We start from the raw sequence: 17,117 nt of genomic DNA, 5'->3' as shown, positions 1-17,117 counted from the left end.
GCCGCACTGGTCGAGATGGCCCGCAAGCACGGCCGGGACGTCCGGCTCGTACATCCCGCGCACACCACGATGGACTGCGCGCACTGCATGACGAGAGCCAAGCATGCGCTGCCGCTGGGTGAACGCACCTACACCTGTACCACGTGCGGAGCCGTGTCCCCACGGGACAAGAACTCCGCCCGCGTGATGCTTATCAGGGCTGGTCTGTGCCCTGCTGGCACTGAGGGCGTAAGACCACCCGAGCCGCTGGCTCGAGTGGCTGCCTGAGTCAGGAATCCCCATAGCCTGAAGGCGGGAAGAAGTCCCCGCCTTCAGGTGAGGAGCAGTCAATTCAGGAACCAGTCGTTGCTCGTGTAGTCGGCGCGGCCGTCGGCCGCCGTGTAGTCCGTACTGGTCCACACCCGCAGGTAGGTCGACCCGTACCAGGCCTCGGTGCGGGCCCACACGTCCACCGTCTTGTAGCTGTAGACGTACGTCGCCTTGACCCAGCCGTCGCTCATCCGGACGGTGTCGCGCCACCCCCAGTCGCAGGCGGTGGGACTGCAGGAGCCCCACGGGCGGATCCGGTAGAAGCTGGTCCCGCCGGTGCAGATGCCGGTGTCCGCGTCGCAGATGATCACGTCGTTGCACACGAACTGCACCTGCGTGCGGACGATGGACCTGGTGGCCGGGTCGATGTTGTGCCAGTCGCCCTCCATCGCCGGGGTGACGCAGAGTGCCTGTGCGGGCGCCGCCGTCACCACGTTGGCGGTGACGGAAAGGCCGAGCGTGAGCAGCGTCGCCGCGAGCAGCGTCGCGACCAGCCGGGTCGGTCGGCCGCGTCGAACAGGGCTGTGCGCGTCGATTGCCATCGGAACCACTCTCCCTGAGATCGATGAGCGTGAGGTCGCTCGCCGGTCACGGTAAGTGGCGTCGGGGCACCCGACCGCTGTCTGTCGGCTACCCAGCAGCGTCGGCGCAGTACTGTAAGTGACAGTGTCTCAGGCGATCTGGACCTCGCGCGTCGCCGTATCCGGGTCGGTGAAGGCCAGCAGCCGCGCCCCCTCCGAGATGACCGCATCGCGATCGGTGGCGGCGAACTCCGAGAACGGCTCGACGGCCAGCACGGCGCGGCCGCGCTCGCGCTCGATCCGCCACATCCCGGCGACCGATCCGCCGATCAGGACGGTCGCCCGGATGATGCCGTTGATGGTGAAGATGCGCCTGCGGTGCTCGTCGGAGATGATCCGGGTGCGGTCGGCGTGCGCCAGCAGCACGCTGTCGAACTCGCCCAGCAGCCGCACCGGCGCGGGTTCGTCCGCGTCCGGCCGAGGCGCGTCGGGCAGGTCGAACAGCTCGACACCCTGCTCGTCGCGGAACGTCGCCAGCCGCGGCCGCAGCCGCTCGACGACCTCCTTCAGCCGGGTCACCCCCGCCCAGGCCTGCACGTCGCGCACACTCGCCGGGCCGTACGCGGCCAGGTAGCGCAGCACCATGGCCTCGGCCGACGGCTCGGCGAGCGCGGCCGACAGCCACGACTCCGCCGAGGTGTGCGCGGCCTGGCCGCTCGATCCCCACAGCCCGCGCGGCGGCACCTGCACCAGCGGCACCCGGGTGCGCACCACCGGCGCCAGCGCGCCCGCCTCGTAGCCCGGAAAACGTTCGGCCAGCAGCGCACCGAGTTCGGCCCAGGTGAGCGGCCGCTGCTCGACCAGCTCCCGGCCGTGCGCGGCGACCGCGTCCAGGTCCAGCCCGACCAACTGCTTGCCGTACCCGGCGGCCAGCCCTCGTTCCATGGAAGCGGCCAGCACCGGCCGCAGCGCCAGGCAGTCCTCGGCGGTGACCAGGTGGATCGTCGAGCGCATCAGCGAGATGCGGACCACCCGCCGGTTGGTGATCAGCTGCGACAGCTCGCCCGGTGCGAAGTCTTCGAGCCGGTTCCACAGCGCGACGTACGGCGGGTTCGGGGCCTGCGCCTGCAGTCCGAACAGGTGCGCGACCGCGTCGTGCACCGGCAGCCGCGTACGTTGCAGCAGCAGTTGGCGCGACAGCAGGGCGCGGTTGAGTGTTTGACGACTGAGCACAGGGGCCATGGGCATTTAAGCTACGTGGTGCGCCGCCGTCCGGCCGACCAACAGCGGGACGCACGTGGGAGACCACGTGCGTCCCGCGAGCGGCCATTAGTCGAGCACCTTGTGGGCGACCCCGACCACAGTCGTCGCGACCACGATGGCGGATACGGGGCCTCCGACCACGTAGCCGACTAGCCCGGCCGCGAACGACACAATGGCGATCACCGCCCATCGCAGCGGCAGCCGTTGTGGGGCAGGCGGTACTTGTTTCTGTTCTCGACGTAGTCTGGACATGCGGAAAGAACCTCATCTCAACGGGTTGGGGACGCCGTACGCGGCCTCCGGGGCACCACCCGGGGGCCGTCCGCTATAGGCGCGGACCGGCTGCGGCGCGTTCGGCACGACAGCGTCCGGCACGCCGGGTCGCTGCCACGCGACGGTCTTCGCCGCGTTCAGTTCGATACTGCCTTCCCGACGCCCGGCGGGAAAGGATGATCATGTACACTGTGGAAGCGGCTCGATCAGCCTGCTTCACACACCTAAATAATGGATGACTCAGAGAGTTGAGTCAGGCTGATTGAAACGTTCGGAATGAGAGCAGCGATTTTGTCTGATCCCTCCGCCTCCGCCTCCGCCTCCGCCTCCGCCTCCGCGCCGAGGCGCACTGCGGCTCAGCAAAAGTTCGACCAAATGGACTTGCGGCTGAACCGGCTTTACGAGTCCGAGAAGTCCTGCAGCCAGGCGACTGCCAATCTCGCGGCGATCGCGGAGCAGGGCGAACTTACCGGCGTGCGCATCCGCAACGAGTTCGTCTTCCGGGCGCAGCCCGCACCCGGTGAGCCCTCTGACCGCCGTCCCCCCAGGGGCGAGCACCGGCCACCGGCTACTCGCCTGGTCACGTCGCGCGGCACCGCATTGCGTTGCATGCTCATCGCCTTGTTCGAGGCGCAGGCCCGGACGAGGCCCGGCGGGCAGCCGGACAACCGTCGACCCATTCTTGCGGTGGGCGAAGACGTCGGTTGGACCGACCTGTTCGCCACGGACGCCAAGGCGATGGGTAATGGTCAGGTTTATATGACCGTGCAGGATAAGCAATCACGCCACCTGACGGCGGCGCTGAAGAAATTGGCGGCTGAAGAACTCATCTCCCTGCCCCACGCGGCCCGCGCCCGAAACAAGTATGAGAATTTCCTGCTGAACCGTGAGTCGGGGCGTCGCAGTGCAGGGCCGAACTCCCGCTACCGGGTACCGCGGCCGGACGAACCGCACTTCATCCTGCCCGCCGAAGTCTTCACAAAAGGCTGGATCCACGTCCTGGAAGACAGTGAGCTGACATTTCTACTGATGCTTGCGTATTTTCACGCGTCGAATCCCGACGGCTTTCGGGTTATCTCGTCGGTCAGGTTGTTGCATATGGGCATCAGTCGTGATGCATATGGCTCGCATGAACTACTTTCACGGCTGGGGTTGGTGTCGGTCGTACCCGCGGAAGGACGCCGTGGCGACGGGACGGTGGACGAGTACGGATCAGGTGGTCCTGCTATTCCTCATCTGTTGACGTTCTTGCCCGGTGGGCTGGCGGTCGGTGCCTTTGCCGCAGTTACCAAGGCGATCGATCAATGGATCATCGCTACCGGAAGCGGTGACCGTTGACGGTGAGGTCGGCTTATCGCGGCGGTACTCGACCGCAGATGCCTCCGATGCCAAGCGGGCCGTGCCGCAAGCACCCGGTGGCCGGCTAGGAGAGTTCGGGTTGGGCGAGTCCGCCGACTGGTTCCACAGTGCTACTTACGGCGGGTTCGGGGCCTCGGCCTGGAGCCCGCCCAGGTGCGCTACCGCCTCGTGCACCTAGTTCCGCGCCCGGCGCAGCAGGACGTGGAGCGCAGTACGGCGCGGTTGAGTGTTTGACGACTGAGCACGGGGGCCATAGGCATTTAAGCTACGTGGTGCGCCCGCCGGTCCGGCCGGGCGTTCGTGGTAGGAGAGTGCCGATGACCGAGCTGCCGATCCCCGGCCCGTACGTGCCCTGGGTGACCGAGATCCCGCCGCGCCCCGAGACCGGCGGACCGCTGCGAGGCGTACGCCTGGCCGTCAAGGACCTGTTCGACGTCGCCGGCCTGCCCACCGGCGCCGGCAACCCCACCTGGCTCGCCACGCATCCACCCGCGACCCGGGACGCCGCGGCGGTGGCCGTGCTGACCGGCGCGGGCGCGCACATCGTCGGCAAGACGCACACCGGCGAGATGGCGTACAGCCTGTTCGGCACCAACGCGCACTACGGCGCGCCGGACAACCCGGCGGCACCCGGCCACATCACCGGCGGCTCGTCCAACGGCACCGCCGCCGCGGTCGCGGAGGGCTCGGCCGACCTGGGGCTGGGCACTGACACCGGCGGCTCCGTGCGCATCCCCGCCGGCTGGTGCGGCCTGTACGGCCTGCGGCCCAGCCACAGCCGGGTCAGCCGGTCCGGGGTGGTGCCGCTGTGCGGCTCGTTCGACGTGCCCGGCCTGCTCACCCGGGACCTGCCGCTGCTGCGCACCGCGACCGGCGTGCTGCTGACCGGCGGCCCCGACACCACCCCGATCCGCGGGCTCGTCGCCCCGGCCGACCTGTGGGAGCTCGCCGAACCGGCCGTGCGCCAGGCGCTGCAACCGGCCCTGGAACGGCTGGCCGCGACGCTGCCCTGCGACGAGAAGCCGCTGTGGGGCTCGGCCCCCGCCCCGGACTACCGGTTCGCGTACGCGGTCCGTACCGGCTGGGAGTTCTGGCAGCGCCACGGCGAATGGGTGCAGCGGCACGAGCCCGTCTTCGGCCCCGGGGTGGGCGAGCGGGTGCGCGCGGCCTCGGGGCGTACCCACCCGGAACTGATCGCCGCCGACCGGGAGATCACCGCGGTCCGCACCGCGATGGCGCAGCTGCTCGACGGCGCGGTGCTGGTCATCCCGACCGCGCCCGCGCCCGCCCCGGCCCGCGGCGCCGACACCGGCCCGCTGCGCGCCCCGATCCTCGGCCTGACCGGCATCTCCAGCGTCGTCGGCCTGCCCTCGCTCAGCGTGCCCGGCGCGACCGTCGGCGGCCTGCCCGTCGGGCTGTGCCTGGTCGGCGCACCCGGCACGGACGAGTCCCTGCTCGACCTCGCGGAGGTATTGCGATGACCGAACCGGGCGCGCTCGCGCCGGCCGACGCCGACCTCGACGTCCGCGACGCCCCGCCGCCGGGGCTGTGGCAGCGCATGAAAGCCGACCCCCAGTACGCCCCCGAACACCTGGCGCTGGAGGCGGTGGCCCGGATCGGGCCGCAGGCCGCGGCCTGGGTCGCGCGCATGCGCACCAGATATCCGAACATGCACCCCGACGGCCTGGCCCAGCTCGCGGTCAAGCGGTTCCGGCGGCACGCCCGGTTCACCGGCGCGGTGTCGGGCTCGGTCGGGCTGCCCGGCGCGATCGCCGACCTGGCCACCCTGGCCTGGACGCAGAGCCGGCTGGTGCTGCACCTGGCCGCCGTGTACGGCGTCGACCCGACCCACCCCGACCGGGCCACCGACCTGCTGGTGCTGCAGCGGGTGCACAAGGCGACCGAGGCGGCCCGGCTGGCGCTCGGCGTCGCCCAGGGCCGCGAGGGCATCGGCACGGCGCTGGCCAAGGGCGTCGGCACGACCACGAGCCGCGCACCCGTCGGCCGCGCGCTGGGCCGGTTGAGCTGGAAGCTCGCGCAGATGGCCGGGATGCGGGCGGTGCGCAAGGTCGCCGCGAAAGCGATCCCGTTCGCGGCGATCGTGTTCGGCGCGTGGGCGAACGCCTCGACCGTCAACGACCTGGCCTCACGCGCGATCAACCTGTACCGGTCGCCGACGCTGACCGCCGTGCCGCACCAGCGCCCGGCCCCGCGGTGACCACTACCGATCCGGCCGCCCATGCCCTGCCCGAACCGCCGGCCCTGCCCGGCGGTTCCGGGTATCCCGACGCCGCCGGGGCCGTGCCCGCACCGGCGCGCGGCGCTGCGGACGCGCCCGCATCGTCGCGGGCCGTGAAGGGCGTGCCGGTCGCGCGGCGGGGCAGGCGGCGCGGGGAGACCACGGTCGCGGTCGTCGCGCGGCTGGCCGGGGTGTCCGCGCCGACGGTGTCCAAAGTGCTCAACGGGCATCCCGGCGTGGCCGCCGAGACCCGGGCCCGGGTCGAGCAGGTGCTGCGGGAGCAGGACTACCGCCGCCCCGACGCGGTCACCCAGGCACCGATGCTGGAGGTCGTCTTCCAGGCGCTGGAGAGCCACCTGGCCATCGAGATCATGCGCGGGGTCGCGCAGGTCGCGGGCGTACGGCAGCTCGCGGTCGGGTTCACCGAGACGGCGTCGGCACCCGGCTGGCTCGACCAGGTGCTGCGACGGCGTCCGATCGCGGTCATCGCGGTGTACGGCGCGGCCATGCGCCGCGAGCACGCCCGGCTCGCGGCCAGCGGCATCCCGCTGGTGGCGCTGGACCCGACCGGCGAGCCGGTGCACAGCGTGCCCTCGGTCGGCGCGGCGAACTGGAACGGCGGCCTCACCGCCACCCGCCATCTGCTGGAACTGGGCCACCGCCGGATCGCGATGGTCGGCGGGCCGCCCGGCTTCCTCGCCGCCCGCGCCCGCCTCGACGGCTTCCGGGCGGCGATGGACGCCGCCGGCGCGCCCGTCGAGCCCGCGCTGCTGCGCACCGGCTCGCTGTCCTACGAGGACGGCCTGCGCCACGGGCAGGACCTGCTGGCCCTGGCCGCGCCGCCGACGGCCGTGTTCTGCTGCAACGACCTGCTGGCCCTCGGCGTGTACGAGGCGGCCCGCCGGGCCGGCCGCCGGGTGCCCGACGACCTGAGCGTGGTCGGCTTCGACGACCTGGAGTTCGCCCGCTGGAGCGGCCCCGCCCTGACCACGGTGCGCCAGCCGCTGGCCGAGATGGGCGCGGTCGCCGCCGACCTGGCCCTCACCCTCGCCGCCGGCGACACCCCACCCCGCCTGCGCGTAGACCTCGCCACCGACCTTGTCATCCGCGCGAGCACCGCCCCACCCCTGGCCCGTTGATCATGAACTTGCGGACGTGTCCGGCGGCGTGTCACCACCCTGCCGCCGTGATCACCGGCTGAGGCCTCGCCCGCCGAAAGTACCGGTCGCCTGCTCGCCTTGACCCGCGTCGTATCGACGCTTATGGTTCGAGCGAATGCATTCGACTACATATTGGAAACGTTTCTCAGCGGCGCTGCCCCGCCGCGGGAGGAGACACCATGCGCAAAGGAGTCAGGACGCTGCTGGCGGTCGCCGCGTCAGCCCTGGCCGTCGTGGGGGGACTCGTCGTCGCCTCACCACCGGCCGTGGCGGCGCAGCTCACCGAGGTCACCAACTTCGGGACCAACCCCAGCAACCTGCGGATGCACCTGTACGTGCCCGACAACATCGGCACCCGGCCCGCGGTCGTGGTCGCCGTGCACTACTGCACCGGCACCGGCCCGGCCTTCTACTCGGGCACGCAGTTCGCGCAGCTCGCCGACCAGTACAAGTTCATCGTGATCTACCCGTCGGCGACGCGCAGCGGCGCGTGCTTCGACGTGTCGTCGCCGGCGTCGCTGACCCACAACGGCGGCAGCGACTCGCTCAGCATCGTGTCGATGGTGCGCTGGGTGGTCCAGAACCGCGACGGCGACGCGAACCGGGTCTACGCCACCGGCGCGTCGTCCGGCGGCATGATGACCAACGTGCTGCTGGGGGCGTACCCGGACGTGTTCAAGGCGGGATCGTCGTTCATGGGAGTGCCGTTCGGGTGCTTCGCCACGACCGACGGCTCGATGTGGAACAGCACCTGCGCCAACGGCCAGCTCATCAAGACGGCCCAGCAGTGGGGCGACCAGGTCCGCGCCGCCTACCCCGGATACACCGGCCCCCGGCCGCGCATGCAGCTGTTCCACGGCACCGACGACACGACGCTGCGCTACCCGAACTTCGGCGAGGCGATCAAGCAGTGGACCAACGTGCACGGCCTGAGCCAGACCCCGACGTACACCGACACCCCGCAGTCCGGCTGGACCCGCACCCGTTACGGCGGCTCGGGCGTCAACGTCGCGGTCGAAGGCGTCAGCCTGGCCGGGGTCGGCCACAACCTGCCGCTGAGCGGCCAGGCCCTGATGGCGATCCAGTTCTTCGGCCTCACCTCCGCGCCGCCGAGCCCGTCGGCCCCGCCGTCGCCGAGCACGCCCCCGTCGCCCAGCACCCCGCCCTCGCCGAGCGTGCCGCCGAGCCCGCAGCCGCCGGGCGCGTGCCGGGTCGCGTACACGGTCAACCCGTGGAACACCGGCCTGACCGCGAACATCACCATCACGAACACCGGATCGTCCACGGTCAACGGCTGGGCGCTGGCGTTCACCCTGCCCGGCGGGCAGGCGATCACCTCCGGCTGGAACGCGACCTACTCGCCGGCCAGCGGTGCGGTGACCGCCCGCAACCTGAACTACAACGGCACCCTCGCGCCGGGCGCGAGCACCACGATCGGCTTCAACGCCAACCACACCGGCAACACCGGCAGACCGCCGTCGTTCACTCTCAACGGCAGCACCTGCACCATCGCGTGACCCGATGACCGCGGTCCCCGGTCGCGCCCTGCGGGGTGCGACCGGAGACCGCCGCGGGCGTTAGCGTGACCGGTATGACGGAAGTGGAGATGGGCGGCGCGGAGTACGTCCAGGTCGTCACGACCCTGGACGACCGGGACGCGGCCCTGGCGCTGGCCCGGTCGGCGGTCGAGGCGCGGGTCGCGGCCTGCGCCCAGCTCGGCGGCCCGACCCGTAGCGTGTACCGCTGGCAGGGCGGGATCGAGGAGGCCGAGGAGCACCCGCTCGTCTTCAAGACCACCGCGGCCGGCTACCCGGCGCTGGAGCGGCACATCCTCGACCGGCACCCGTACGACAACCCCGAGATCATCTGCATGCCCGTGCTCGCCGGCAACCCCGCCTACCTGGACTGGGTATCTGCCGAAACCGGCCGGTGACAGCCATCGTCAGCGCCGGATCTGGATGACTTGTCGCTGCTCTGACGACCACAATTCATCTAGATCGGCCGAGTGTGACGGCTGGTGGCCGCGAGGACCGGTGGTTCGGGTGGCGGCGCGGGGTGGCCTATGCTCCGCCGGTGTCGCGCACCTGGCCCACACCTGCGAATCGTCTGCTCCGCTGCGGCGTGCTGGTGCTCTTGTACCTTTACCTCGCCGGCCGGATCGTGCGCGGCTGGATCGGGGCAGACGACGAGGGCACCGTCTCGTTGATCGTGCAGGGCCTGATGGTGGTCCCCGCTGTGCTCGTCGTGCGTGCCGCCTGGCGCGAGACGCTGACCCTGACCGACGATGCGGTCATCGTCGAGAACTTCGCCGGTGCCCGGCGCGAAGTGCCGTTGGCTCAGGTGGAGCTGGCGACCGCGCGGCTCGGCGGGGTCCGGCTCCGGCTCGCCGACGGTGAGCAGACGACCGCAGCCGCGGTCATGCGGGTCGTGGTCAACCCCTGGCGGCGCAAGCCCCGCCCGAGCGAGGAGACGGCGCGGCTGATCAACGAGGCGGTACGGCGGGAGCGGCTGCGGCGGCTGCTGACCGCGGTCTGTGCGGTGCAGCAGGGGCGATCCGGGCGGTGACGGGCGAAAGCCGACTCGCGGGCATGGTTCGCCGATAGGCTCTGACCTGTGCGTACGGGTGGCGAGGGCGACGGTTACACGCCGGACCCGCGCCGCTGGCGTGCACTGAGCGTGTGCCTGGTGGGCGGGTTCATGGCGCTGCTCGACGTCAGCATCGTCAACGTCGCGCTGCCGTCGATCCGCGAAGGCCTCGACGCCTCGGACAGCGCCCTGCAGTGGGTGGTCTCCGGGTACGCCCTCGCTTTCGGACTGCTGCTGGTGCCCGCCGGCCGGTTCGGCGACATGAAGGGGCGGCGCAACGCGTTCGTCGCCGGGGTCGCGCTGTTCACCCTGGCCAGCGCCGGGGCCGGGCTGGCCCAGAGCGCGCTGTGGCTGGTGATCGCGCGCATCGTGCAGGGCGCTGCGGGCGGCATCATCAACCCGCAGATCAGCGGGCTCATCCAGCAGCTGTTCCGGGGCGCCGAGCGGGGCCGCGCGTTCGGCATGCTCGGCGCGACCGTCGGCATCTCCACCGCGATCGGGCCGCTGCTCGGCGGCCTGCTGATCCAGGCCGCCGGGACGACCGAGGGCTGGCGCTGGGTCTTCTACGTCAACGTGCCGGTCGGGGCGCTGGCGATCGGACTGGCGTACCGCTTCATTCCGAAGTTCTGCGACGACCAGCGGCGCAAGGAGAGCTTCGACCCGGTCGGGGTGGTGCTGCTGGCCACAGGTGTGGTGCTGGTGCTGCTGCCGCTGATCCAAGAGGAGGCGTGGGTCGGGCAGAGCAAGTGGCTGCTGCTCGCCGCCGGGGTGGCGGTGCTGGCCGGCTTCGTCGCCTGGGAGCGCCGGTACGCCCGCCACGCGCATCCCATGGTCGACCTGAACCTGTTCCGCCGCCGCTCGTACGCCCTGGGCGCGCTGCTGGGCCTGGCCTACTTCGCCGGGTTCACCGCGATCTTCTTCATCTACACCCTCTATCTGCAGCAGGGCCTGCACTACACGGCGTTGCAGGCAGGTCTGGCGACGGTGCCGTTCGCGCTCGGCTCGGCGGCGTCGGCCAGCCTCGGCGGGCCGATCGTGACTCGGGTCGGCCGCACGTTGATCGCGATCGGACTCGGCCTGGTGCTGATCGGCCTGGTCGGGGTCGAGATCGCCGTCGAGCTGGTGCCGGGCGGCCACGACGGCTGGGCGACGGCGCTGCCGCTGCTGATCGCCGGTATCGGCAGTGGTCTGGTCATCGCGCCGAACCAGACGCTGACGCTGGCCGAGGTGCCCGTCGCCGGGGCGGGCAGCGCCGGGGGAGTGCTGCAGACAGGCCAGCGCATCGGCGCGGCGGTGGGCATCGCCGTGGTCGGCGCGGTCTTCTTCGCCTCCATCGCGGACAGCGGCGGCGACTTCGCGCTCGGGTTCCGGCACGGCCTGTGGGTGACCATCGCCTTTGTGGTGCTGTCGCTGGTCATCGCCTTGATCGACGTGTACGCGAGCCGCCGCGCCGCCACCGGCCGGCATGCCGCTCCGCAGGGCACGCCCGTGACCGCCGTCCCTGACCGCCCGTCCCCGCCGGCCGACCAGGCCCCGCACACCCGCGCCGTCACCGGCCAGGCCTTCTACGACGCCTGACGGTGCCGCCCCGGCGCCTGATCGTTCGATTTGCCAGGCACGTGGGCGTATACGCGGTCAAGATACGCACGGGTGCCGGGCAAGTCCGACGATCTTCGGGGCATCCGGACGGCGAAAGCGCGGCGGTCAGAAGTCGCCGAAGTCGCCGAAGCCGGAGTCGAACCCGCCGGAGTCGTAGCCGCCGGGGTCGTAGCCGCCGGCTTCGTAGCCGCCGCCGGAGTCCGCGACGTTCTGGCCCTGGTCGGCGTAGCCGGTGTCGGTGTAGGTATCGGCCGTGCCGGCGTCCTGGGCGTCCGCCGCGCCCTGGGCGTCGGCGGTCGCGTCCGGGGAGACGTCCGGGGTGAGCGCGTCGTGGATCATGTCGCCGACGATGATCCCGCCGAGGAAGCCCAGGGCGGCGCCGCCCAGTCCCGCGCCGATCATCGTGCCGGCGCCCCGGTAGCCGCCGTAGCGGTAGCCGCCGAAACCCTGCGCGGGGTAGGCGTACGGCTTGCGGGGCTGCCCGGGCGCGGTCGGCCCGGCCTGCACCGATGGCCGCATGAACGATCCTGGGTCCTGGTCGGGCAGCGCCGCGACCCGGTCCAGGGCACGGCGCACCCAGCCGTCGACCAGCTCGATCCACTGGGCGGGCTGCGCGATCAGCTGCCGGAACTCCGGCTCGGCCACCCGGTGCACCTCACCGGGTCCGGGCCGTCCGGCCAGATCGGCGACCACGGTGAGCCCCTGCGGGTCGGCGGCGAAGGTGAACGCGAGCTGCGGGATGTGCGGGCCGACCGGCTGGCCCTGCGGGACCGGCGCGTAGAAGGTGATCGCCTGGGTCACCGGCGAGCCGGGGCGCAGTTCGCTGCGTACGAACCGGCAGCCGATCGTGCCCAACGCGTCGAGCACCGCCTGCTGGATCTCGGTGGGTTCGACGCCGAGCGGGTCGAAGTCGGTCTTCGCCGAGCCCTGGGCGACGGTGACCTCGGTGCGCACCCCGACGGCGACCCCGGGCATCGGGTGCCCGTAGACGAGCGTGACCGGCACGGCGTACGGCGTGGCCAGGTGGAAGCCGACGGCGTGGCCGGTGCCGCCGGTCAGTGGCACCCGGTCGGCCACCGGGTAGCGGGCCAGTTCCGTCTGCGCGCCGCCCCCGTCGGCGACCAGCAGCAACCACACCGAGGTGATCTCGACATCGCCCTTGGCGTGCAGCCGGACCTGCCCGGAGAACGCGCCGCCCGGCCGGGTCGCCGGAGTGGACAGGACGGTGTCGACGTCGACGCCGCCGAACCCCAGGCTGCTGAGAATGCGCCGCAGGACCATGCCTTCCATCATGCCGCCGCGACCCTCCCAAGATCTGCGAACCTGCCAGGCACCTGTGCGTATCTTGGCTGCTTAGACGCACAGGTGCCCGGCAAGTCGGTCGATCTAGAGGGCGGGGGTGAGGCTGCGGTGGTGGGGCATCTGCCAGCCGGCGGCCAGGCGGGAGGGGTGCACGTTGTCGCCGCCGCCGAAGAACTCGCAGAACTTCATGATCAGCGGGTCCCAGGCGACCGGGTCGACGTGCTGCGTACCGGGGATGATCAGGTCCGGCTCGACGTGGGCGCGGCGGACCTCGGCGGTGAACGCGGTGGCGAACGGCTCCGGGCCGCCGATCGGGAAGGCGCCGCTGATCTCGCATTCGAGCTGGATCGGGCACTGCGCGATCCGGTCGGGCGCGACCAGTTCCGAGGGCATCGGGTCCAGCCCGGCGGCGGCGAACTTGTCGGGCACGTGCCGGTAGCCCATCGCCAGCTTGCGCGGTGAAGGCTGCGGCGCGCCGGTGGTCAGCGCGAGCCGGTCCACGGCGTCGACCAGCGTCGACGGCACCAGGTTGAGCACGCACTCGCGCTCGCGCCGCAGGTTGGCGGCGGTCTGCGCGCTGTCGCCCAGGCCGAGCACGCAGGTGCTGCCCAGCCACCAGGCTGACGACATCGGGGCCAGGTTGGTCGTGCCGTCCGGGTTGCGGGAACTGATGATCACTACGGGGGTGCCGAAGTACAGCACCTTGAGGTCGAGGGTCTGGTGCACTGCCGTCCTAACGCCGCGTCCGTGCCCCGAGGTGCCGGGGCCGATGCCGAGCCTGCCGGGCGACCGGCCGCCGTGCTGGCGGGGAACGGACACGGCATCGGAGCTAGCGGCGCACCTGCAGGGTCGCCAGGAGTTCGGCGGTCGCGGCGGCGACGGCGGCCACCGCCTTGTCGAAGGCCTCGGCGTTGTGCGCGGCCGGGGCGCGGAAACCGGAGATCTTGCGGACGTACTGCAGCGCGGCGGCCTGCATGTCCTCCTCGGTGACGATCTCCTGGAACGGCGGGCGAAGGGTCTTGATGCTGCGGCACATGGTTGCCATTGTGCTCCGTGGGCATGATGGACGGGTGTCCGCTGCCGCGCCGATGACCGAGAGCCGACCCGCCGCCGTACGCGTGCTGGCCGTCCTGCTCGCCCTGACCGCGCTGGCCACGGCGTCAGTCGAGTGGCTGAACTGGTACTACGCCATCGACGGGGGCTACCCGCTGTTCGTGCGTACCGGCTGGGCGCTGCTGCGCTCGCTGCTGTTCCTGGTGCTGATCTTCCACCTGTGGCGGGGCAGGCACGGCGCGGCGCCGTTCGGGCTGATCCTGGCGGTGACGACGCTGTTCTCACTGGCCCGGCTGGTCGTGCCTCGGCAGGGCGCCCCGGCGCTGCCCGGGGTCCTCGGATTCGGCGTGGTCGCGGCGCTGTGCCTGACCGTGGTGCTGCTGCTGTACCGGTCGGCGAGCGTGCAGGAGTATCTGGCCCGGCCGAAGCTGCGCTGGTGGATCAGCCGGGACGGGCTGACCCGCAAGCCGATGCCGGCGCGGCCGCAGGTGCCCGGCTGGGTGCTGACGACCCGGGTCGCCGTGTTCAGCTACAGCGCACTGATGCTGGTCGCCTGCGTGGTGGCGGCGGGGCGGCTGTTCGACGGGGACGTGGGCCTGCTGCCCGTGATCGTGGGCTGGTTCGTGTTCGCGCTGCTGGTCAGCTACGTGGCGCTGTTCCTGAGCATCTTCCTGGTCAAGGGCAAGCGGTGGGTCCGGCTGCAGCTGGTGCTGCTGACCCTGCTGGTGCTGGTGGTGCACCTGCCGCTGTGCCTGGCCATGCTCGGCGTGGACGGGCTGGTCCGCGACGGCGGCCCGCTGCTGGTGGCAGCGCTGCTGGCGCTGTGGGGGCTGTGGCGCGCGGGCCGCAACGGCCACTTCACCCCCGCACCAAGCTCCGCTGCTCAGCCCGACCCGGCCCCGACTGCGGCCACCCGCTGACGCCGCTGCGTCGTGCCCAGCGGGCTCCGGCCGCGGCCCGTTCTTCAATAGACGTTGGCCTATCACATTGAAAATCCGGCCGCCGGAGTCGATGAGATAGGCCAACGTCGACGTAGGGCGGGGCCGGGTGGGTGGGTGGGTGGGTGGGTGGGTGGGGCGGTGGGGGATCAGGTGGGGGTGCGGAAGGTGCGGCGGTAGGCGAGGGGGGCCGTGCCGACGGTGGCGCGCAGGTGCTGGCGCAGGGAGACGGCGGTGCCGAAGCCGGCCCGGTCGGCGACCTGATCGATGGTCAGGTCCGTGCTCTCCAGCAGGTGGCGGGCGTGCTCGACGCGCTGGCGGGTGAGCCAGCGGCCCGGTGACAGCCCGGTCTCCTCCCGGAACCGCCGGGTGAACGTGCGTACGCTCATGCGGGCGTGGCGGGCGAGCTGGTCCAGGTCGAGGGGTTCGCCGAGGCGGGCCAGCACCCATTCGCGGGTGGCCGCGGTGGAGGCGTCGCCGGGCGCGGGCAGGGGCCGCTCGATGAACTGGGACTGACCGCCGTCGCGCCAGGGGGCGACGACGCAGCGGCGGGCGGCCCGGTTGGCGACCTCGCTGCCGTGGTCGCGGCGGATCACGTGCAGGCACAGGTCGAGCCCGGCGGCGACGCCGGCCGAGGTGAGCACGTCGCCGTCGTCGATGAACAGCACGTCGGCGTCGAGCTCGACCTGCGGGAAGCGGCTGCGGAAGTCCTCGGCGTAGGCCCAGTGGGTGGCGGCGGGGCGGCCGTCGAGCAGGCCGGCGGCGGCCAGCACGTACGCCCCGGTGCAGATGGACATGATCCGTTTGCCGGCGGTGCGGGCGGCGCGGAGCGCGGTGACGGCCTGGACCGTGGTGGGGGCGTCGAGGCGGTCGCGGTGGACGCCGGGCACGATCACGGTGTCGGCCCAGTCGAGCAGGTCCAGACCGTAGTCGGGCTGCACGGAGAAGCCTGCGCTGGCGCGGATCGGGCCGCCGTCGGGGGTGCAGACCCGGGTCTCGTACAGCCGGTGGCCGGCGCTGTCGGCGGCGCAGCCGAACACCTGGCTGGGGATGCCGAGGTCGAGAGCCATCACCCCGTCGAGGGCGAGCACGGCGATCCGGTGGCGAGCGGTCATGGCTCGATTCTTTCACATAGTGGCGTTCAGGCCACTGTTTCGCGGTGGGGGGATCGCGCACGATTACCGCGTGACGTTGCTGGAAAACAGGGTGAACAGGACGCGGAGCCAGAATCTCGCCTGGGCGGTCGCCGCCGTGGCGCTGGTGTCGATCGTCGGCGCGGCCGGCTTCCGGGCCACGCCCGGTGTGCTCATCGAGCCGCTGGAGCAGGCTTTCGGCTGGTCGCGCGGCACCATCTCGGCCGCTGTGTCGATCAACCTGGTGCTGTACGGGCTGACCTCCCCCTTCGCCGCGGCGCTGATGGAGCGCTTCGGCATGCGCCGGGTGGTGGCCGGGGCGCTGCTGCTGGTCGCCACCGGCAGCGGGCTGACCGTGTTCATGACCGCGAGCTGGCAGCTGATGCTGCTGTGGGGTGTGCTGGTCGGTCTGGGCACCGGCTCGATGGCGCTGGCGTTCGTGGCCACGTTCACCAGCCGCTGGTTCGTCAAGCACCGGGGCCTGGTGACCGGAGTGCTGACCGCGGGCGGCGCGGCCGGGCAGCTGGTGTTCCTGCCGCTGCTGGCGAGCCTGGTGCAGGCCTACGACTGGCGGGTGGCGGCGCTGACCGTCGCCGGGTCGGCGCTGCTGGTGGTGCCGCTGGTGCTCTGGCTGCTCCGCGACGACCCCGCCGACCTGGGCATCACCGCGTACGGCGCGGACCCCGACACCCCGCCCGCCCCTCCGGCGGTGAGCACGGGTGCGGCCCGCCGAGCGCTGGGCGCGCTGCGCGACGCCGCGAAGACGCGTACGTTCTGGCTGCTGGCGGGCGGTTTCGCGATCTGCGGCGCGACGACGAACGGCCTCGTGGGCACGCACTTCATCCCCGCCGCACACGACCACGGCATGCCCACCACGACCGCGGCGAGCCTGCTGGCGCTGGTCGGCGTCTTCGACATCGTCGGCACCATCGCCTCGGGCTGGCTCACCGACCGCTTCGACCCGCGCTGGCTGCTGGGCATCTACTACGCGCTGCGCGGGCTGTCGCTGATGATCCTGCCGGGGCTGTTCGCCGCCGACCCGCACCCGAGCATGCTGGTCTTCATCCTGTTCTACGGCCTGGACTGGGTGGCCACCGTGCCGCCGACGATCGCGCTGTGCCGCAAGCACTTCGGCGCGTCCGGGGCGATCGTGTTCGGCTGGGTCTTCGCCTCGCACCAGTTCGGGGCGGCCGGTATCGCGCTGGTCGCGGGCCTGGTCCGGGACAGCAGCGGCTCGTACGCCGCGGCGTTCTACGGGGCGGGGCTGCTGTCACTGGCTGCGACCGCGATGTCCCTGGCGATCGTCCGGCCGGGGGTGGTCCGGCGCTGGCGGCTCGCCGCCTGACCGGTTGACCTGCCCCGACGCCGAGCCGGGGGTCGGG

Annotated in this window: 17 protein-coding genes; 11 read left to right on the top strand and 6 right to left on the bottom strand. The window is 71.9% G+C overall.

Annotated elements, in window-relative coordinates:
* Positions 1–15 precede the first annotated feature (15 nt).
* Positions 16–267 (top strand): zinc ribbon domain-containing protein, encoded by a 252-nt coding sequence (locus tag Cco03nite_RS43185; protein WP_373314270.1) that lies wholly within the window; start codon positions 16–18, stop codon positions 265–267.
* 59 nt (positions 268–326) lie between these two features.
* Here the strand turns inward: Cco03nite_RS43185 and Cco03nite_RS18545 are convergent, their stop codons facing one another.
* Both Cco03nite_RS18545 and Cco03nite_RS18540 read right to left on the bottom strand, forming a co-directional pair.
* Positions 327–851: a hypothetical protein gene (locus tag Cco03nite_RS18545; protein ID WP_203693379.1), complete on the bottom strand. Its 525-nt coding sequence runs from the start codon at positions 849–851 to the stop codon at positions 327–329.
* 129 nt (positions 852–980) lie between these two features.
* The gene (locus tag Cco03nite_RS18540; protein WP_203693378.1) at positions 981–2,072 is read right to left on the bottom strand and encodes a winged helix DNA-binding domain-containing protein; all 1,092 of its coding nucleotides are present in this window, start codon (positions 2,070–2,072) and stop codon (positions 981–983) included.
* A 669-nt stretch (positions 2,073–2,741) separates the two neighbouring features.
* On the opposite strand from Cco03nite_RS18540, the gene Cco03nite_RS18535 reads away from it, so the two are divergent.
* The 8 genes from Cco03nite_RS18535 (at position 2,742) to Cco03nite_RS18500 (ending at position 11,288) form a co-directional block, all read left to right on the top strand.
* Positions 2,742–3,704: a hypothetical protein gene (locus Cco03nite_RS18535; protein ID WP_203693377.1), complete on the top strand. Its 963-nt coding sequence runs from the start codon at positions 2,742–2,744 to the stop codon at positions 3,702–3,704.
* Between the two features lie 338 nt (positions 3,705–4,042).
* A complete protein-coding gene (locus Cco03nite_RS18530) occupies positions 4,043–5,206 on the top strand; it encodes an amidase family protein (RefSeq protein ID WP_203693376.1) in 1,164 nt (387 codons plus the stop codon).
* Complete coding sequence (locus tag Cco03nite_RS18525; protein WP_203693375.1) at positions 5,203–5,943, top strand: EcsC family protein; 741 nt, start codon at positions 5,203–5,205, stop codon at positions 5,941–5,943. The genes Cco03nite_RS18530 and Cco03nite_RS18525 overlap by 4 nt, the downstream gene beginning before the upstream one ends.
* Positions 5,940–7,103 (top strand): LacI family DNA-binding transcriptional regulator, encoded by a 1,164-nt coding sequence (locus Cco03nite_RS18520; RefSeq protein WP_239167476.1) that lies wholly within the window; start codon positions 5,940–5,942, stop codon positions 7,101–7,103. Before Cco03nite_RS18525 ends, Cco03nite_RS18520 begins: the two co-directional genes overlap by 4 nt.
* Positions 7,104–7,303: 200 nt before the next feature.
* On the top strand, positions 7,304–8,641 hold the full coding sequence (locus Cco03nite_RS18515) for an extracellular catalytic domain type 1 short-chain-length polyhydroxyalkanoate depolymerase (protein ID WP_203693374.1): 1,338 nt from the start codon (positions 7,304–7,306) through the stop codon (positions 8,639–8,641).
* A gap of 74 nt (positions 8,642–8,715) precedes the next feature.
* Positions 8,716–9,057: a divalent-cation tolerance protein CutA gene (gene cutA, locus Cco03nite_RS18510; RefSeq protein ID WP_239167475.1), complete on the top strand. Its 342-nt coding sequence runs from the start codon at positions 8,716–8,718 to the stop codon at positions 9,055–9,057.
* 194 nt (positions 9,058–9,251) lie between these two features.
* On the top strand, positions 9,252–9,689 hold the full coding sequence (locus Cco03nite_RS18505; protein ID WP_203693373.1) for a hypothetical protein: 438 nt from the start codon (positions 9,252–9,254) through the stop codon (positions 9,687–9,689).
* 48 nt (positions 9,690–9,737) lie between these two features.
* Positions 9,738–11,288 (top strand): MFS transporter, encoded by a 1,551-nt coding sequence (locus Cco03nite_RS18500; RefSeq protein ID WP_275412052.1) that lies wholly within the window; start codon positions 9,738–9,740, stop codon positions 11,286–11,288.
* 126 nt (positions 11,289–11,414) lie between these two features.
* On the opposite strand, the gene Cco03nite_RS18495 is transcribed toward Cco03nite_RS18500, so the two are convergent.
* From Cco03nite_RS18495 to Cco03nite_RS18485, 3 genes are all read right to left on the bottom strand, one after another.
* Positions 11,415–12,590 carry a sporulation protein gene (locus Cco03nite_RS18495; RefSeq protein ID WP_203693372.1) on the bottom strand — a complete coding sequence of 392 codons (1,176 nt, stop codon included), beginning with the start codon at positions 12,588–12,590 and terminating at the stop codon, positions 11,415–11,417.
* Between the two features lie 105 nt (positions 12,591–12,695).
* Positions 12,696–13,337, bottom strand: coding sequence for a flavin reductase family protein (locus Cco03nite_RS18490; RefSeq protein WP_203693385.1), 642 nt, complete (start codon positions 13,335–13,337; stop codon positions 12,696–12,698).
* A 103-nt stretch (positions 13,338–13,440) separates the two neighbouring features.
* Positions 13,441–13,647, bottom strand: a complete 207-nt coding sequence (locus Cco03nite_RS18485; protein WP_166381032.1) for a DUF2277 family protein — start codon at positions 13,645–13,647, stop codon at positions 13,441–13,443.
* A gap of 34 nt (positions 13,648–13,681) precedes the next feature.
* Between Cco03nite_RS18485 and Cco03nite_RS18480 the strand changes: the two genes are divergently transcribed.
* The gene (locus tag Cco03nite_RS18480; protein ID WP_239167474.1) at positions 13,682–14,584 is read left to right on the top strand and encodes a hypothetical protein; all 903 of its coding nucleotides are present in this window, start codon (positions 13,682–13,684) and stop codon (positions 14,582–14,584) included.
* Between the two features lie 167 nt (positions 14,585–14,751).
* Here the strand turns inward: Cco03nite_RS18480 and Cco03nite_RS18475 are convergent, their stop codons facing one another.
* Positions 14,752–15,717: a GlxA family transcriptional regulator gene (locus Cco03nite_RS18475; RefSeq protein ID WP_203693371.1), complete on the bottom strand. Its 966-nt coding sequence runs from the start codon at positions 15,715–15,717 to the stop codon at positions 14,752–14,754.
* Between the two features lie 91 nt (positions 15,718–15,808).
* Here Cco03nite_RS18475 and Cco03nite_RS18470 point away from each other — a divergent pair, with 91 nt between their 5' ends.
* A complete protein-coding gene (locus Cco03nite_RS18470) occupies positions 15,809–17,080 on the top strand; it encodes an MFS transporter (RefSeq protein WP_239167473.1) in 1,272 nt (423 codons plus the stop codon).
* Positions 17,081–17,117 lie beyond the last annotated feature (37 nt).

The organism is Catellatospora coxensis (genome assembly GCF_016862635.1).
In the GTDB taxonomy this organism is placed as follows: Bacteria; Actinomycetota; Actinomycetes; order Mycobacteriales; family Micromonosporaceae; genus Catellatospora; species Catellatospora coxensis.
Note: the sequence above shows the minus strand (reverse complement) of the source record. Positions and strands in the feature narration are given on the sequence as shown.

Bases quoted from the DNA above. Each gene is read 5' to 3' on its own strand.
- Cco03nite_RS43185 (WP_373314270.1), top strand. From the start codon at position 16: ATGGCCCGCAAGCACGGCCGGGACGTCCGGCTCGTACATCCCGCGCAC.
- Cco03nite_RS18545 (WP_203693379.1), bottom strand. From the start codon at position 851: ATGGCAATCGACGCGCACAGCCCTGTTCGACGCGGCCGACCGACCCGG.
- Cco03nite_RS18540 (WP_203693378.1), bottom strand. From the start codon at position 2,072: ATGGCCCCTGTGCTCAGTCGTCAAACACTCAACCGCGCCCTGCTGTCG.
- Cco03nite_RS18535 (WP_203693377.1), top strand. From the start codon at position 2,742: ATGGACTTGCGGCTGAACCGGCTTTACGAGTCCGAGAAGTCCTGCAGC.
- Cco03nite_RS18530 (WP_203693376.1), top strand. From the start codon at position 4,043: ATGACCGAGCTGCCGATCCCCGGCCCGTACGTGCCCTGGGTGACCGAG.
- Cco03nite_RS18525 (WP_203693375.1), top strand. From the start codon at position 5,203: ATGACCGAACCGGGCGCGCTCGCGCCGGCCGACGCCGACCTCGACGTC.
- Cco03nite_RS18515 (WP_203693374.1), top strand. From the start codon at position 7,304: ATGCGCAAAGGAGTCAGGACGCTGCTGGCGGTCGCCGCGTCAGCCCTG.
- cutA (WP_239167475.1), top strand. From the start codon at position 8,716: ATGACGGAAGTGGAGATGGGCGGCGCGGAGTACGTCCAGGTCGTCACG.
- Cco03nite_RS18495 (WP_203693372.1), bottom strand. From the start codon at position 12,590: ATGGTCCTGCGGCGCATTCTCAGCAGCCTGGGGTTCGGCGGCGTCGAC.
- Cco03nite_RS18485 (WP_166381032.1), bottom strand. From the start codon at position 13,647: ATGTGCCGCAGCATCAAGACCCTTCGCCCGCCGTTCCAGGAGATCGTC.
- Cco03nite_RS18475 (WP_203693371.1), bottom strand. From the start codon at position 15,717: ATGACCGCTCGCCACCGGATCGCCGTGCTCGCCCTCGACGGGGTGATG.